Here is a 17,032-nt window from a genome sequence, read left to right on the forward strand (position 1 = left end):
CTTATAGTATCTCTTTCATATGTTGTGTAAGCTGTTCCATGTCGATCGTCTCCTGATCTCCAGTTTTCATATTCTTTACAGCTATTTGCTGGTTGGCTAATTCATCATCACCCAGCACCAAGACATATTTAGCTTTAAGCCGATCCGCCGCTTTAAACTGAGCCTTGAATTTCTTATCTTGGTAATCTCGATCGGCCTGCACCCCTGCCAGTCGCAACTGATCGGTAATAGCTGCTGCTTTTAGCTTAGCCTCTTCACCAAGCGCTACGATGTAACAATCAAGTCCTTGATCAAGCGGTAATTCAATACCCTCTGCCTCCAAGGCCATCAATAGACGTTCCATACTTAAAGCAAAACCAATCCCCGGTGTTTCTGGACCGCCCAGATCCTGCACTAAACCATTATAACGACCGCCGCCAGATAAGGTAGTGATAGCACCAAACCCTTTGGCATCACTCATAATCTCAAATGCCGTATGGTTGTAATAATCAAGTCCTCTCACCAAGTTTGGGTCCACTTGATAAGTAATCCCCATTTCGTCTAAATATTCTTTTACTTTAGCAAAATAAGCTGTCGATTCCTCGTTTAAATAATCCAAAATGGATGGTGCTGTCTTCATTTTCGGATGATCTCGGTCCTTTTTGCAGTCTAATATACGCAGTGGATTTTGTTCCAGACGTGACTGACAATCGGAGCAAAGTTCTTTTTTCACCGGCGTAAAGTGATCAATCAATGCTTGACGGTGATTTTCACGACTTTCTTTATCCCCTAGACTATTAATTACTAATTTCAGCGACTGTAAACCGAAGACACGATAAGCATTCATCGCCAAGGATATCACTTCTGCATCGATAGCTGGGTCATCACTGCCTAAGGCCTCTACTCCATATTGGAAAAATTGTCGCATCCGGCCCTGCTGCGGTCTTTCGTAACGAAACATCGGACCAAAATAGAAAAGTTTTGTCGGCTGATTTGGAGAACCAAACAGCTTGTGTTCTACAAAAGAGCGCACAACAGACGCCGTTCCTTCTGGTCTTAAGGTAATACTGCGGTCTCCTTTATCTGTAAAAGTATACATTTCTTTTTGCACAATATCAGTTGTATCACCCACTCCGCGTTGGAATAATTCAGTATGTTCAAATATCGGCGTACGAATCTCCTGATAGTGATAATTGTAACTCAATTCTTGCAGTTTATTTTCGATATACTGCCATTTTTCAGAGATTCCAGGTAAAATATCCTGCGTTCCTCTTGGCGCTTTCATACTCATTTCCTCCTTCTTATCAAATGGTGTTATTTTCCTTTTTTAACCATATAAAAACCCCTCATCCCAGTAAAAAAGGGACGAGAGGTTACCCGTGTTGCCACCCTAGTTGAAGTATTACTTGACCACTTCCACTCAAACAGTTAACGCCTGTCTACGTTTATACCTACTCTTATTCAGTATAAAACCTCCAGAATGTCTTTCACGCAAGGCAGTGAGTAAGAATTCTTACAGCCAGTGGAATTCTCTCTCTTTTCTCCTGCTTCTTGGTTACTTTTTCCTTCTATGGTTCTTCCTTCATTGTAATGTTTCTATAATACTTGGTTGCGATATGATTTGTCAAGCTTGTTTTTGTCGATTGGTTGTTTTTTGTGTAGAAGGTATCTCCATTGCTAACAGAGCCAAACCGTTATGAGGGTGCTCTCGAAAGGATAATTCTTTGCTGGGATGTAATTGTTGTTTGTAATGATTGGTTGCTGCCGTTATAGGGTGATGCCGATTCTTATATCTCATCTGCTTATTCCTTTACTTTGTAGGATAGTCTAAGTTTCCCCAGAACAATCAAGTATATACGGAATAGCAGGTAATTCCCTCAACGCTTATATTCTTCACTATCGATAATCATGGTCACCGGACCATCGTTGGTAAATGAAATATCCATTTTTGCACCAAAAATACCGGTGGCTACCTGAATGCCCTTCTCGCTTAATTGTTTATTATAATATTCATATAATTGCTTTGCATGATCCGGTTTAGCAGCCTGAGTAAAACTTGGTCGCCTACCTTTTCTTACATCTCCATATAACGTAAACTGTGAAATCGACAAAACAGATCCACCTACGTCTTTTAGGGACAAATTCATCTTATCGTCGCTGTCCTCAAACACCCGTAAATGTATGGTTTTATTCACGACATAATCGACATCTGCCTCTGTATCGGCATGAGTTATGCCGACTAATGCCAAATATCCATGTTCTATTTCTCCGATGACTTGATTGTCTACAGATACGGAAGCATGTTTTGCTCGTTGTAACACTACTTTCATTTAGTCCTAACCTGCCTTTACTGAATCGTTCTTTCTACGGTATAGACATCTTGAATTTGTTTTAAACGATCTACTATTTTTTTTAAGTGTTGATTATTATGAATCAAAATATTAATGTGAATCACCGCTATTTTTTGTCGGTCGGATCGTCCATTTACCGCCATAATATTGGTTTTCGCTTCATTAATCACCTGCAATACATCATTTAATAAACCTTGGCGATCATACCCAGAAATCTCCAAATCTACATGGTAAGACCGTTTTTCTGATTGTTCATTTTCCCATTTCACCTCTAAGAGTCTTTCCTTGATATGATCGGTTTGCACATTCGGACAGTCGGCGCGATGAACAGATACACCACGTCCTTTGGTAATATACCCAACAATCTTGTCTCCTGGCACTGGATTACAGCATCTGGCAAGGCGAATCAGCATGTTATCTACACCTTCTACGCGTACCCCTGACTCCCCTTTCGCTTTTTTACGCATCGATTGCCCGCTTGCATTAACCTCTTCAATCGTTTCCTCGATTGCCTTATCCTTTTCTTGCTGTTCACGAATTTTCTCGGTTAATCGTGTAACAATCTGTGCTGCTGTTATCCCATGGTAGCCCACTGCAGCAAACATATCCGCTTCGGTCGTAAAGCTAAATTTCTCCAAAACGGTTTTCAATTGTTCTTCCGTCATCAATTCCTTTGGCTCAAAGCCAGCTGCCCTTAATTCTTGCTCCACCATTTCCCGACCTTTAGATACATTCTCCTCACGTTGTTGTTTCTTGAAAAATTGTTTAATTTTATTTTTTGCCTGAGATGTTTGGGTTAACTTGAGCCAGTCTTGGGAAGGTCCGTAGGAATGCTTCGATGTCATCATTTCAATGATATCACCATTTTTCAGCTGATAATCCAATGGTTCAATCTTGCCATTAATCTTTGCACCGATCGTGTGGTTTCCCACCTCGGTGTGAATCTTGTATGCAAAGTCAATCGGCACGGAGCCTCTTGGCAGTTCCACCACATCACCTTTTGGAGTAAACACGTAAACCATATCGGAAAACAAATCGACCTTTAGGGATTCCATAAATTCTTCTGCATCCGTGGCGTCATTTTGCCATTCCAAAATCTCCCGAAACCAAGCCAGACGCTCTTCATTGGACTGTTGAGAAGTATTTTTTCCCTCTTTATAAGCCCAATGTGCCGCAATCCCGTACTCCGCAATTTCGTGCATCTCTTGGGTACGGATTTGCACTTCTAAAGGGGCTCCTTTTGGTCCAATCACCGTGGTATGCAACGACTGATAAAGATTTGGCTTAGGCATAGCAATATAATCCTTAAAACGGCCAGGCATCGGCTTCCAACATGTATGAATAATGCCTAATACGGCATAACAATCTTTGATACTTGAAACGATAATTCGAACGGCCAATAAGTCATAAATTTCATTGAATTGCTTCTTTTGCAGCATCATCTTTCGGTAAATACTGTAGATATGCTTTGGCCTGCCTGACAATTCCGCTTTAATATCTACATCTTTTAACTGTCTTTTGACTTCTTCCATGACTTCATCAATATAATGTACACGCTCTTCACGCTTTTGCTTCATGAGGTGTACAATACGATAATATTGTTGTGGGTTTAAATACCGCAAGGCCGTATCTTCAAGTTCCCATTTAATAGCAGATATCCCCAAACGATGAGCAAGCGGGGCGAAGATCTCCAGTGTTTCATTAGAAATGCGGCGTTGTTTCTCTGCTGGTAAATGCTTTAATGTACGCATATTGTGCAACCGGTCTGCCAGCTTAATCAATATAACACGAATATCCTTTGCCATAGCAATAAACATTTTTCGGTGTGTTTCGGCCTGCTGTGCCTCTTTCGACATATATTTAATTTTCCGTAGTTTGGTTACCCCGTCCACAAGCATGGCAACTTCCTCGTTAAAGGCTGCCGAAATGTCTTCCAGTGTGTACTCCGTGTCTTCCACAACATCATGAAGAAAGCCACCTGCAACTGTCTCCGGATCCAATTTTAAGTCTACTAAGATTCCAGCCACCTGAACGGGATGAATAATGTAAGGTTCTCCTGATTTTCGAAATTGACCTTCATGCGCCTTTTCAGCAAACTCATACGCACGTTTAATAAACCCGACATCCTCTTTATTTAAATAACTTTCCGCTTCATGAAATACATCTTCAGGCGCTAAAATTTTATCCTTTGCCATATAATCACCTTTTACTAAGTAATACTTGCACATTAGATACAGCTTTTCAGAAATGCTCGCTGCTTTTCTATTCGATACTTATCTTCACATGTTATTGCATGGATATGCTAATAGTGTAGACCTTTATCATCGAACCAAAACGTTTATTTACTATCATAACAGAAAAATCGTGATTTTTCCTCATAAAAATCATATTTCTCTAATTGTTCGTCCCACATTTGGTTTTTACGATTGATGTTCTTTAGGAGTGATCTTCAAAAGTACACTTTATTCTTTATCTTGATAGAAGTGTATGCTCATGCTTGACTCGATAAGATGGATTATGTGAAGTAGCTTGGTCATTATGTTGAATATGTGTGGATGACAACGCTCCACCCAAGCCCTTCGTTAGGAATGGTATCCTACTGCGTTAATGGATCAAGAGCACATATCAGGTCAAAGAATGCTTTGTATCCAACTTCTTTTCTTTTTCATATATACCAGTGTCTAGAACCTATTCCCAAAGTGGATTATTTCACATAATCCACCTTATCGATACTTTAGCCGTCAAGCAACCTAAGCATATGGAATTATTTATGATTATCCATCGCACGATCAAAACCTTTCCAACTGCTGTTTAAGCAAGGGTTATATATCTTATTTACTGTATAAAAAAACCAAAGCATATCACTTTGGTTTTTTGTTCGGCATATGGTAATACGTGAACCTTATAATTAGTACTGCATAAGCGTTAATACATCATAGCCTTCTAATTTATCACGACCATTTAAATAGGTTAATTCAATTAAGAAAGCACAGCCAACAACGATTCCTCCAAGTTCTTCTACCAGATTGATGGTTGCTTCAATCGTTCCACCTGTCGCCAGTAAATCATCGGTAATAAGAACACGCTGTCCCGGCTTGATCGCATCTTTATGGATCGTTAGCACATTTTTTCCATACTCCAGTCCGTAGTCTACCTTAATGACTTCCCGTGGCAGTTTACCTTCTTTCCTAACTGGGGCAAATCCTATTTCTAAGGCAAACGAAACCGGACATCCAACAATAAAACCTCGTGCTTCTGGTCCTACTACCAAATCAATTTCTTTATTCGCCGCATATTCAACAATTTCTTCCACCGCAGCCTTGTAAGCAGGACCATTATCCATCAAAGTGGTAATATCCTTAAACTGTACTCCTTCTTTTGGCCAATCTTCTACTAAGGTAACATACTTTTTATAATCCATAGACGACTTCCTCCTCTTGTTCACTGTTCAATTGTTTCGTGATCCATGACTTTAATTGCTTATAAGATGAGTATACCAATATTTCTTCCAGTTGTATCTGTTTTTTTCTTTCCTTATATACATTGGCTTCCGTTAGATCCTTTTTAGAGGGACTCTGCAGCGGTACGATATTCTGACCATTTCCGCCAACAAAGTTTAATTCATGGAACACTTGAAACATAAATTTAATTTTGTCCAGCTTCCATCCCTTAAATTGGGCAAGTTTAGGAGCCTCTATTTTATAATTAAAGCTACCTTTTTTTAACAATGATTGATATAACCATTTGAACTCTTCGCGTGTCGGCAACGCTTCGAAATAATGACCTTGATTCGTTGGGTAACACAGAAATAAACGTTTGAAATTTAAGGTTTGTAACAAATGAATGACATCATCCAGTTGATTCGGCATATCTAATAGAAAAAGTCCATCGGTGGACCGATTTAGTTGTGCTGCTTGCTCCTTAGAAAGGACATGTTCACCATCATGCTGTCCTTGAAAACTAACAGTAATGTCTTGCGCTGTAGGTTTTATGTGCTTATGCCAATTTTTTACACCACGGTAATCAAATAATTGCCAATCAAACACGGCAATATCCTTTAGCATTAACTGAGGTTTGCGGATACCGTTCCATTCATTTATTTGCAGTTCAGCAATAACCTCTATCACGGAATCTTTTGCTAGATGAAGAAACGACGAGCCAAACCCAAAACCAATGGCATCCATTTGCACCCCTGCTTCCGCAAATTTTATTTTCAAATGATTCTTGGTTTCTCCAATTTGCCTCATCTCAGTAGGGACTGCCTCCAAGTGAAATAAAGGCTTTGGGTTTCCCATGCCAAATGGTGCGAGCTGTTGCAATTCCATCAACAAATCTAAATCAATCTGGCTGATCGTCAAATGACCAGTCACCGTTAATTGGGGTTTAAAGTCATCCTCTGCCAGCTGGATTTTGGCTAATGTCATTAATTCTTGTTGCAGCTTATTGATATTTTCAACGGGCAAGGTCATCCCAGCAGCTTGAGCATGACCGCCAAAATGCGTGAATAAATCTCGGTGCTGCATACAATTTTGAAACATATCAAATCCAGCTATACTACGTGCCGATCCTTTTGCTTGATTGGTTTCAGGGTCTATTGTTAATACAATGGCCGGTCGATGATAGGTTTGAATCAATTTCGATGCCACAATGCCGAGCACCCCTTGGTTCCACCCTTGCTTGGCCACGATAATGACATCGCCTTGTTGCTCATTTTCTTCATAGATTGCCATCGCTTCTTCTGTTATAGCAGAAACAATTCGTTGTCTTTCTGTGTTTAATTCTTGGATGTATCCTGCCAATTCTTCGGCTTCTTCTTCATCTTCTGTAAGCAATAAATCTACTGCCATATTGGCATCTTGCAGACGTCCAACCGCATTCAATCTTGGAGCAATTCGAAAGCCTACATCTTCTTCTGTTATCTGATCACTTATTTTACATTTTCTCATTAACGCTTGCATGCCTTTTCTTGATGTTTGGGCTAGTGACTGCAACCCATAATAGGCCAAAATCCGATTCTCATCTTGTAATGGTACCAAGTCAGCAATCGTGCCAACAGCTACTAAATCAAGATACTGTTTTGGTAGATAACCTAATAAGTGCTGGGCAAACTTAAAGGCGACACCTACACCGGCAAGTTCTTTAAAAGCGTAATCCTCCGAGCATTTTGGATGAATGACTGCCAAGGCTTCTGGCAGTTGTTCTTGTACCTCATGGTGGTCAGTAATGATAACATCCAGCCCTAATTCGTTAGCAACGGCTACTTCTTCCACTCCTGCAATGCCATTATCCACCGTGATAATTAACTGAAAGCCTTGTCGATGGGCTTCTCTAAATGCCGTCTCGTTTGGACCATACCCTTCTGTGAATCGATTGGGTATATAATAATCACACATGGCTCCCGCTTCTCTTAATGCTTCGATCATTACCGTTGTTGATGTTACACCATCTGCATCATAATCCCCATAAACAAGAATACTCTCTCCAGCTTCTACTGCTTGCTTTACTCGTTCTACTGCTGTATCTACCCCCGCCAAGTCACTCGTTGCAAGTAGATGATCTAAGGAAGGCTGTAGAAATTGTCTTGCCTTTTCCACCGAGTCAATTCCTTGCTGTACGAGCAGTTCCTTAACAACAGGGCCTGTGTCTATCGCGGCAAGCACCTCTGTGTTCGGTTTATTTTCCTGATTATATGTAAACAACCATTTTGACTGACTTTCTAACATGATTTCACCCCTGACTCACTTATTATACTAAAAGAGTAGCAGGGGTAGCAAACAGAAATTATTTATGATGGTTCGTCTCTTGTAAACTATGATTAGTTTCTGGATCCACCGTTTCCACATCTACAATCGGATCTTTCTTTGCTTTTAATGCATTTAATTCCGCTTTTACTGTCCGCAATTCTCTTTGCAACCGAATTAAACGAACGACGCCGACTGCTGCCGTAATCAATGCCCCCATCAATACAGAAAATAAAATGACAAGTATTAATGGTGCATGTCCGGTTCCGAACAAGTAATTCACTTCTACCGCATCAACATTGATAACCGCAAATATAGCAATAACAACAGCAAACACGACGGCTGATATAATGTATGTCTGACCTCTCATAACCACTCCACCTCCAAACAAGTCTCACTATTGTTCTATACCCTTTTCTCTTCTATCTATGCAAAACTTTTATCCTTCACACGATTTTCTACTTATTAAGAAAAGCCGGTCAAAATCCGTTCGGTCCTTTACCGACCACTCAAAGTAGTCACTGAACTGCCGATAAGATGGATTATGTAAATTAGTTTGCTTTCTTTAGTGGTGAGTTTGCCCGTTTTTTTATGCTAGGCGAGCGCTCCGTGAATATGCTGCGCTTTCCGTGGGGCCGGCTTCAGCTAACTTGCAAAAGAAGAGCACTTTTACAAGTGGATCTTCAGCTCGTCCTGGTCCCACTGGAGTCTCCGCATATTCCCTCCGCTAGGTAAAAGTACAACAATGGTTATCATTGCAAGGATGAAGCGTTCTAGGTACTTAGACACTATGATAGCAAAAGGAGAAAATCGTTAGCTGATTCTTCGGCTGTGTATTGGATCATGGTATAACTATAAAAGTCATAATGTATGATCGAATCGTTCTCAGAAAAAGGTTATGCGGTTTGCTTATTTGCAGAAATATAGTGCCTGGAACGCTTCATTCTCGCAGCCATTCGATTGTAGTACTTATTCCCCAGCGTAGGAAATAGGCGGAGACTCCTGCGAGAAAAGCGCAGCATATTCCCGCAGCGGCTTACTTCGCACAGATAAAACGGTCAAACTCATCACTCAAGAAGATGGATTATTTAACATAATCCATCTTCTCGGTACTCCGGTTCATTCAAGGTCAAATCGTTCCAAATCCCATTACATCAATGATTATAAATTTTTCTTACCTTAGAATAAAGGCTGGGGTTACCCAGCCTTTATCAAACTTGTGGACCGTCATTACGTTTTTTCTCAGCATAAATAATGGGTTTCTCTTTGATCGATCTTCCACGCCATACTAACCATAGCTGGGCGGCAATGAACAGGGACGAATAAGTACCTGCTAATAAACCGACAATTAAAGCAAACGAGAAGTTGGTAATAGCGCTAGCCCCGAATACAAACAACATCACGGCTGCAAAGATAACGGTAAGTACCGTATTGATACTTCGTGCCAATGTTTGCATTAAGCTGTTGTTCACAATTTTAGCTAATTCCGCAAATGACTTAATTTTCTTCTTACGTTTTAAGTTCTCTCTAATTCGATCAAAAGTAACAATGGTATCATTAATCGAATAACCGACGATCGTTAATATCGCTGCAATAATGGTAATATCAAACTCCATTCTCGTAATCGCGAACAATGCCACAATAAAAAAGGCATCGTGGAGCAAGGCGACAATAGCCGTAAGTGCAAAATAAAACTCAAAACGAAAAGCGAGGTAAACAACAATCGCAATGGAGGCATACAATACGGCCAATAAAGCATTTTCCGCTAATTCCTCCCCGACAATTGGGGAAACCGTGCTGACGGTCGGCGCATGGCCATACTGCTCTTCAAATAAGCTCCTCACCTCGGCCACTTTTTCCTGAGAAAGGTCTTCTGAAAAACGAGCAACCGCCATATTCTCATCCTCACCCGAAACAACAATCGGGGCACTTGCTTCTAATCCTAACTCTTCAAAGGAGGACTCTACCTGCTCTGAGCTGATCGCTTCGTCCGCCAGCACATCTACTCGTGAACCAGAAACAAAGTCAATCCCTAGATTTAAACGAAAGATCGCTAAGCAGACAATACCAACCACTACTAATAAAATGGAGATGCTAAAGAACTTCTTGCGGTGCTCTACAATGTTAAAATAGCGTCCAAACACTTTTGGTTCTACCTCTTCATTGCTGTTAATATCTTGAATTTGTGATTTTTTCACCCCAAACCAGCCTGGACGCTTTTTAAGAAAGTTACTCTTCACCCATAAGCCAAGAAATAGACGTGAACCGAAGACTGCCGTTACAAAACTTAACACAATACTTACGATAAGCAAGGTCGCAAACCCTTTGACAGAGCTTGTACCAAAGATAAATAACACGGAAGCTGCAATCAATGTGGTAATATTTGCATCCAAAATCGTGCTTAACGAATTCTTATTACCTGATTTAAAGGCCGCCTTAATGGATTTACCTTCTTTCAATTCTTCTTTAATCCGCTCGTAGGTGATAATATTGGCATCCACGGCCATCCCTACCCCCAGCACAAGGGCTGCGATACCTGGCAATGTCAACACACCATTCATAAGCTGGAACACCAATAAAACCAAATACACATAGATACTTAAGGTGATCGCTGCAATCACACCAGGAAAGCGATAAAAGCAAATCATATAGATAAAGATTAATAAAACACCTAAGAAACCAGCAAAAACGGTTTTATCCAAGGCCTGCTGACCAAACTGGGCACCTACAGAAGTTGAGTATTCCTCCTCTAAATCAACGGGCAGAGAACCCGCATTTAACAGATCAGCTAATTGCTGAGCGGACTCAACGGTGAATGTTGGACTCTCAATCATAATATCGGTGGTTCGTAAGACATTTTGAAAGCCTGGATCCGAGATAATTTTCGAATCTTCTTTATTTCTTTCTTCCTCGTAGCTGTCGCCTTCTTCATAATCCATCCAAATCACGACACGATTGCTCGCCTCAGGGTCATCCGCAATCGCCTGTGTTGTATCCCCAAAACGATCAGCATCCTTAAATTTCACACTAACGATCGGTTGATTGGTATCCGGATTAAAATCCTGCCTTGCACTTCCTTCCTGGAGATCGGAACCATCCAAGTACTCTTGGTCATTCACATCTCGAAAGGAGAGTTCTGCAGTAGTAGCCAGCATTTCTCTTGCCTGGTCTTGATTTTCTACTCCAGCTAACTGTACACGAATACGATCAGGTTCCTCAATACTAAAACTAGGTTCGCTGATCCCCATGGAATTCACTCGCCGCTCCAGATTAGCAACGGTTGCTTCCAGCACACTGCGGTCTATTTCTTGACCTTCCTCTTCATCTAAAGGTTTCACCTCATAAAGAACTTCAAAACCGCCCTGAAGATCCAAACCTAGATTAATTTTACTTGCTACTCCAGAATATGTAGTACCAATTGTTGCACCCAAAATAATAACAATAAGAAAAAAGGCAACAATTCTTCCTTTCTTTACCATTTATAAAGCCTCCCTAAATTAACAAACCCACTCCATTTTACAACAAATGCTAGTAAATCGACAAGTAACTGTGCTAAGCATCTGTTCTCCCTAGCACGGCATCCAGGGACTCTTGTAAATTGGTGTCCTCCCATGTACGCTGTGTTAAAAAGGTCATATACATACTCGATCGTAAGTGCATAATATCTTGTACCACCGCATTCAGCGATTTTTCCGGATCACCTTTCCATACTTTGGCTAGTAAGCATTGCCAAATATCCTCTGTCGAAATCTTGGAATAATCCAATAGTTTAAACTCTTCTACTTTACTCTCAAGCACAGGATCTAGTTCACTTTTCCAAGCAGATACTGCTTTTTTTGTCATTATAATTCCTCCGTTCATTCTACAAGGCTCTTTTCCTTAAAATAAAAAATCTATCTCATATTTGTCATGCCTGTCCTTATCTATTGCATATAATTCATTGTATATGAAAAATTTCGATTTGAGAAGGCAGGTCGATCAAAGTGACCAAACAAAATTTTTTAAAGGGAACATTGATTTTAATTACAGCAGGTATGATTACACGATTTCTAGGATTTATCAATCGAATTGTAGTTGCTCGCATAATGGGTGAAGAAGGAATTGGATTATATAATATGGCCCTCCCCACCTTGTTTTTGATGTATACTATCTCACAAGTTGGTCTACCTATTGCTATCTCTAAGCGGGTCGCTGAAGCAGAAGCTAAAAATAATCAGCAAAAAATCAAACAAATTCTGCTTATTTCTCTATCGATTACCATATCGCTTAGTGTTGTGTCCTCTGTGATTATGTTTATTAGCATCCCGTACATTGCAGAATATCTACTGACAGATAAACGGGTCATACTCCCCATGATGGCTATTATTCCGATGATTCCTATTAGTGCAGTAGGATCCGTTATACGTGGATATTTTCAAGGAAGACAGAACATGAAACCGCAAAGCTATGCCCAAGTAATTGAGCAAGTAGTTCGCATTGGCTTTGTGATCTTGCTTGTGCATTATTTGGTACCTTATGGTGTGGAATATGCCGCTGCAGGAGCAATGGTTTCCGTTATCATTGGTGAAGGCGTTTCGCTCTGGTATATGATTTGGGTGTTTCAAGCTAAAAAACGAATTAAAATAAGAAAAAATATTTGGCATCATTTAAAAACGGGAAAACAAACGTTATACCAACTGTTTTCAATCGCGATTCCGAGCACAGCCAGCCGGATGGTGAATTCCATTGCCAATTTTCTTGAACCAATCCTTGTTGCTCAAAGCCTTGCTTTAGCAGGATTTCAAGCTACGGTGGCTACGAAGCAATATGGTATGCTGACTGGTTATGCGCTGCCACTTTTATTCTTGCCAACCTTTATCACCCATTCGTTGGCAGTAGCGCTTGTTCCTAATTTAAGTGAGGCAGAGGCCTTGCATCACTCAAAACGGATTCACTATCGAATTCACCAGGCTATTCGTTTGTCGTTTGCTTCAGGAGCCATTGCAACCGTCTTATTAACCTTATTTGCTGATACGATTTTGCATTACATGTACGGAACGACCAATGCCAGTATCTTTCTTAAATTAATGGCTCCTTGTTTTCTGTTTATGTATATTCAGTTTCCGCTCAATGCCTCCTTACAGGCATTAGATCTGGCCAAGCAAGCCATGTGGAATAATATTATATCTACGATCATTAAATTTGTTGTCTTAATCGGGTTAACGACTAACCCAGAAATAGGTATTTATGGGGCGGCAATTGCGATGTGTGCTGGTGTTATTATTGGTACCATGCTTCATTTAATAACATTACATCGAGCGATTCGATTCCATATTCCGGCCATTATGATCGTAAAAATGCTCGCCTTAATTGTGCTGACATTTTGGCTCGGCGAACTATTGGTTCGAATTTTATCATTTGATTTAACCAATCTCGCTTCCTTTGTTGCCATACTCTTACTATTATTTGCTTGCTATATTATCTTTCTCTTCTGCTTACAGTTTATTCGTTGGGACGAGCTTAAACCATTATGGAAACGGTCATGATCAAAACAGAAGATAGCCTGATTACTATTAATTCCTATCTCTCATTCTTGATATCAATATACCACTCATCGTTCACATCAATGGAACAAAATGATATGTCCTCTATCGATCGATAGTTTTGCTCTTGCAATTGTTCAAGAAGCCATGCCTCATTTTTTCCTAATTGCTTCAAGGCATCGGGCTGGATTCTACTATCAATGATCAACGGTAGGACTAGTCCATCTATTTTCTGACGAATGGGTTCTTGGTCACCTTTCTCAATAATCGATAGATTGCCGGATGGTTCGAGGATGGCATACGAAACATCCTTGATGCTTTGGGTGCCATTTTCACGCAATTGCTGTAATAAATCATCGAAATTAAAACGGTTTTTCTTCATTTCGTATTCATCGATCTTGCCTTGAGAAATGATAATAGATGGCTTCCCTTCAAACCATTGTCGAAATAAGGGACTTTTCAATGAAATCCAAGCCGTTAATCGTTGAATAACTAATAATACAGCCATGGGAATCAGGCCATAACCAAAAAACATATCAAGATCATCAATGGTAAGCACCGCCATTTCTGCAATCATAATATACACAACAATGTCTAAAATGCTTAATTCACCAACTTCTCGTTTGCCCATTAATCGAAAAATAAGCACCACAATCACATAATAAAAGGCCGTTCTGGCAATTAACGCCAATATTTCTTCCATTGCCAATAAACTCACTTCCTTTATTTTTCTTTAACTATAGCTTATCCCGATTGAAAGGCATTATTCTTAGCTTCATCTAGCTAGAATATTACACTTTTTTCACTTCTAAGCAAGACAGGCTCTGCATATAGTTAAAGAAAAGCAATCGTTTGGGTTATTAGTTTGAGATTGCCAGTGCTGCCTGTTGCTTTTGTCCTGCTATAAACATCTGAACCCTACTCCAAACTTATGTAAATATCAACGATAACTTTGTGGGAAAACGGGGTTCTAACATCTCACTAACCATAAAATAACTAAAAGATTGGGGTGCTCCTATGCGAATGATAACCGGGGCGATGTATGGTTCTGTTTGTATCTTCACTTTGATGATAATCGCTAGCGTCATTTTGTCTTTTTTATTACGATTCACTTCACTAGGTGAATCTACACTTTCGTTAGCTGTATTATTTCTTAGCTTTTTTGCTTTGTTTACCGGCGGACTTATTGCGGGGCTGAAATCAAAACAGAAGGGCATTGTTGTCGGACTGATTACTGGATTGATGTTTAGTTTAATTGTTTGTTCTTATCGTTTTCTTGGATTGGGTGAAGCGTTCAGTGTAGTGGAAATCGTTCATCATGCTGCCTTTTTATTATTAGCCATGATTGGGGCAGTTATTGGTGTGAATTTGGCAAAACCAGAGGAAGCAAGTTAAATCGCTATTTTTTCGAGCTCCAGCTGGTCCATATGCTATCCATGAAGGAATATAGTATTATTCCATACTTCATGGAAATGACGACTGTTTTTCTGTGATTAAAACTTTTTTTGGTCGTCATTTTGATTATGACGACCGTTTTTTCGTGATTTGCGCTCTTTTTGGTCGTCATTTTCGTGATGACGTCCATTTCGACGCTTGTTCCTCAGATTTTGGCCGTCATTTCTGCGATGACGCCCATTTCAGTGCTTCTCCCTCGGATTTTGGCCGTCATTTCTGCGATGACGCCCATTTCAGTGCTTTTTCCTCAGATTTTGGCCGTCATTTCTGCGATGACGCCCATTTTAGCGCTTTTCCCTCGGATTTTGTCCGTCATTTTCGTGATGACGTCCATTTCGACGCTTTCCCCTCAGATTTTGGTCGTCATTTCCGGAATGGCGACCATTTCAGCGCTTTTCCCTTGGACTTTGACCGTCATTTTGTAGATGACGACCGTTTTTTCCTATTTCGCACTTTCTTACTGACTCCACGGTGAAAATCTTTTTCTGTTAAACTACAAAAATGCCTCGGCATTATCGATTGACATGTCAAGGCATTTTTGTTTGTTCCTCTATTAGCTTTGTTCTACAACATCACGTACAGCTGAACGATCATATGTAAGCTTCGTTCCATCAGCAGTAACTAGTACTAATTGGTTTTCGTCTAAGGCATGAACAGTTCCATGGAAACCACCAATTGTAATGATTTTATCACCTTTTTTAAGTTCTGACTGCATCTGACGCACTTGTTTTTGTTTTTTCTGTTGTGGTCTGATGAGCAAAAAGTAGAAGATTACAATCATCAATAGTAGTGGTCCCAGTGTTGCAACAAATTCCATTCTTGATTCCCCCCTTTCTAAAAGTTCTTTGCATTTGGTTGATTAAAACCATATTGTTCAAAGAATGCTTCTTTAAAATCTCCAAGCCGGTCCTGCATAATCGCTTCACGGACTTGCTCCATTAATTTTAACAGAAAATAAAGATTATGATAAGTAGTAAGCCTAAAACCGAATGTTTCATTTGCTTTCACTAAATGCCGGATATAGGCTTTTGTATAATTCTTGCATACATAACAATCACAATGAGGATCAAGTGGGGTGAAATCTCTAGCAAATTTGGCATTACGTACTACCAAGCGACCTTGTGATGTCATACACGTGCCATTACGCGCAATCCTTGTGGGTAATACACAATCAAACATATCAATCCCGCGAATCGCACCATCAATGAGCGAATCAGGCGAGCCCACCCCCATCAAATAACGAGGCTTGTCCGACGGAAGTAATGGTGTGGTATATTCTAATACTTGATTCATCACATCTTTTGGTTCACCAACCGATAACCCGCCAATCGCATATCCCGCAAAGTCCAATGAGGTGAGGTCACGTGCGCTTAATCTTCTTAAATCTTCATATTCTCCACCTTGTATGATTCCAAATAACCCTTGTTTGTCTTTCCTTTGGTGTGCCTCCAAACATCTTTCTGCCCACCTGCTGGTTCTTTCTACCGATTTTTTCATATAATCATGCTCAGCTGGATATGGCGGACATTCATCGAAAGCCATCATAATATCAGAACCTAAAGCATTCTGTATTTTCATAGCCTTTTCTGGGGACAGAAACAGTTTTGCACCATTTAAATGATTTCGGAAATGGACGCCCTCTTCCTCGATCTTACGCAAATCACTTAAACTAAAGACTTGAAAACCACCAGAATCGGTTAAAATAGAGCCATCCCAATTCATGAAGGAATGTAATCCCCCAGCCTCTTCAATAATATCCTCCCCTGGGCGTAACCAGAGGTGATAGGTGTTAGAAAGAATCATATTGGCTCCCATTTCCTTCAGTTCCTCTGGACTCATTGTCTTCACCGTTGCCAGTGTGCCTACTGGCATAAAAGCCGGCGTATCAAATGTGCCATGTGGGGTATGTACCTTACCTAACCGCGCACCTGTTTGTTTACATGTCTTGATATGTTCATACCTAATTGCCGTCATTATGCGTATT

15 protein-coding genes and 1 other annotated feature are annotated in these 17,032 nt (G+C 40.3%); of the genes, 3 read left to right on the forward strand and 12 right to left on the reverse strand.

Annotated features, from left to right (window positions below):
- Position 1: 1 nt before the first annotated feature.
- The 9 genes from hisS to E0E32_RS14990 form a co-directional block, all read right to left on the reverse strand.
- On the reverse strand, positions 2-1,270 hold the full coding sequence (hisS, locus tag E0E32_RS14955; RefSeq protein WP_066194335.1) for a histidine--tRNA ligase: 1,269 nt from the start codon (positions 1,268-1,270) through the stop codon (positions 2-4).
- 67 nt (positions 1,271-1,337) lie between these two features.
- Positions 1,338-1,559 (reverse strand) — a binding site (T-box leader).
- A 44-nt stretch (positions 1,560-1,603) separates the two neighbouring features.
- Positions 1,604-1,777, reverse strand: coding sequence for a hypothetical protein (locus E0E32_RS22315; RefSeq protein ID WP_161485725.1), 174 nt, complete (start codon positions 1,775-1,777; stop codon positions 1,604-1,606).
- A 79-nt stretch (positions 1,778-1,856) separates the two neighbouring features.
- A complete protein-coding gene (gene dtd / locus E0E32_RS14960; RefSeq protein WP_066194338.1) occupies positions 1,857-2,309 on the reverse strand; it encodes a D-aminoacyl-tRNA deacylase in 453 nt (150 codons plus the stop codon).
- Positions 2,310-2,326: 17 nt separating this feature from the next.
- Positions 2,327-4,525 (reverse strand): RelA/SpoT family protein, encoded by a 2,199-nt coding sequence (locus E0E32_RS14965; protein WP_130860072.1) that lies wholly within the window; start codon positions 4,523-4,525, stop codon positions 2,327-2,329.
- Between the two features lie 713 nt (positions 4,526-5,238).
- Entirely contained in the window at positions 5,239-5,751 is a 513-nt protein-coding gene (locus tag E0E32_RS14970; RefSeq protein ID WP_130860073.1) for an adenine phosphoribosyltransferase, read from the reverse strand.
- Entirely contained in the window at positions 5,741-8,053 is a 2,313-nt protein-coding gene (gene recJ / locus E0E32_RS14975) for a single-stranded-DNA-specific exonuclease RecJ (protein WP_130860074.1), read from the reverse strand. The genes E0E32_RS14970 and recJ overlap by 11 nt, the downstream gene beginning before the upstream one ends.
- 58 nt (positions 8,054-8,111) lie before the next feature.
- The gene (locus tag E0E32_RS14980) at positions 8,112-8,441 is read right to left on the reverse strand and encodes a LapA family protein (RefSeq protein ID WP_066194351.1); all 330 of its coding nucleotides are present in this window, start codon (positions 8,439-8,441) and stop codon (positions 8,112-8,114) included.
- An 841-nt stretch (positions 8,442-9,282) separates the two neighbouring features.
- Positions 9,283-11,550, reverse strand: coding sequence for a protein translocase subunit SecDF (gene secDF, locus E0E32_RS14985; protein WP_130860075.1), 2,268 nt, complete (start codon positions 11,548-11,550; stop codon positions 9,283-9,285).
- A 73-nt stretch (positions 11,551-11,623) separates the two neighbouring features.
- Positions 11,624-11,914 carry a post-transcriptional regulator gene (locus E0E32_RS14990; protein WP_066194356.1) on the reverse strand — a complete coding sequence of 97 codons (291 nt, stop codon included), beginning with the start codon at positions 11,912-11,914 and terminating at the stop codon, positions 11,624-11,626.
- A 140-nt stretch (positions 11,915-12,054) separates the two neighbouring features.
- Here E0E32_RS14990 and spoVB point away from each other — a divergent pair, with 140 nt between their 5' ends.
- Complete coding sequence (spoVB, locus tag E0E32_RS14995) at positions 12,055-13,596, forward strand: stage V sporulation protein B (RefSeq protein WP_130860076.1); 1,542 nt, start codon at positions 12,055-12,057, stop codon at positions 13,594-13,596.
- Positions 13,597-13,630: 34 nt separating this feature from the next.
- Here the strand turns inward: spoVB and E0E32_RS15000 are convergent, their stop codons facing one another.
- On the reverse strand, positions 13,631-14,302 hold the full coding sequence (locus E0E32_RS15000; protein WP_130860077.1) for a DUF421 domain-containing protein: 672 nt from the start codon (positions 14,300-14,302) through the stop codon (positions 13,631-13,633).
- A gap of 308 nt (positions 14,303-14,610) precedes the next feature.
- Here E0E32_RS15000 and E0E32_RS15005 point away from each other — a divergent pair, with 308 nt between their 5' ends.
- Positions 14,611-14,988: a TIGR04086 family membrane protein gene (locus E0E32_RS15005; RefSeq protein ID WP_130860078.1), complete on the forward strand. Its 378-nt coding sequence runs from the start codon at positions 14,611-14,613 to the stop codon at positions 14,986-14,988.
- Positions 14,989-15,167: 179 nt separating this feature from the next.
- Positions 15,168-15,473 (forward strand): hypothetical protein, encoded by a 306-nt coding sequence (locus E0E32_RS15010; RefSeq protein ID WP_165445041.1) that lies wholly within the window; start codon positions 15,168-15,170, stop codon positions 15,471-15,473.
- Positions 15,474-15,601: 128 nt separating this feature from the next.
- On the opposite strand, the gene yajC is transcribed toward E0E32_RS15010, so the two are convergent.
- Positions 15,602-15,865 carry a preprotein translocase subunit YajC gene (gene yajC, locus E0E32_RS15015; protein ID WP_066194364.1) on the reverse strand — a complete coding sequence of 88 codons (264 nt, stop codon included), beginning with the start codon at positions 15,863-15,865 and terminating at the stop codon, positions 15,602-15,604.
- Positions 15,866-15,882: 17 nt separating this feature from the next.
- Positions 15,883-17,022, reverse strand: a complete 1,140-nt coding sequence (tgt, locus tag E0E32_RS15020) for a tRNA guanosine(34) transglycosylase Tgt (protein WP_066194367.1) — start codon at positions 17,020-17,022, stop codon at positions 15,883-15,885.
- Positions 17,023-17,032 lie beyond the last annotated feature (10 nt).

Origin of the sequence: Gracilibacillus phocaeensis (genome assembly GCF_900626275.1) — a bacterium.
Lineage (GTDB): Bacteria > Bacillota > Bacilli > Bacillales > Amphibacillaceae > Gracilibacillus > Gracilibacillus timonensis.